The following is a 587-nucleotide window of genomic DNA, read 5'->3' as shown; positions in this document are numbered from 1 at the left end:
TGCATTTGGTTTAGCTGCGTCTGCTGCTGACTTAGTCAAGTCTGACGCTGGGATAACTGCTGTCTTACCTGCTGGGGTTGTGACTGTCGCANTGCCTTTGTCATCTACAACTACTGTTGCACCTGGATTTACAGCTTTAACTTTATCTTCGATCGCTTTCTTCTCAGCATCTGTAAGTTTTTCTGGATTCGCTACTACTGTCTTATCTGCTGGTTTAACAATGTCATCACCTGCGTTTGGTTTAGCTGCATCTGCTGCTGACTTAGTCAAGTCTGACGCTGGGATAACTGCTGTCTTACCTGCTGGGGTTGTGACTGTCGCATTACCTTTGTCATCTACAACTACTGTTGCANCTGGATTTACAGCTTTAACTTTATCTTCGATCGCTTTCTTCTCTTCTGGAGTGAGAGCTTCTGGATTTGCTACTACTGTCTTATCTGCTGGTTTAACAATGTCATCACCTGCGTTTGGTTTAGCTGCNTCTGCTGCTGACTTAGTCAAGTCNGANGCTGGGATAACTGCTGTCTTACCTGCTGGGGTTGTGACTGTCGCATTNCCTTTGTCATCTACAACTACTGTTGCATCTG

General features: G+C 45.3%; 1 protein-coding gene. It reads right to left on the bottom strand.

What is annotated here, in order from left to right:
* On the bottom strand, nucleotides 1-587 hold a 587-nt coding region (locus tag D8845_RS10160; RefSeq protein ID WP_398575084.1), incomplete at both ends, for a hypothetical protein.

The organism is Streptococcus mitis, from assembly GCF_003942865.1.
Taxonomy (GTDB): domain Bacteria; phylum Bacillota; class Bacilli; order Lactobacillales; family Streptococcaceae; genus Streptococcus; species Streptococcus mitis_BI.
Note: the sequence above shows the minus strand (reverse complement) of the source record. Positions and strands in the feature narration are given on the sequence as shown.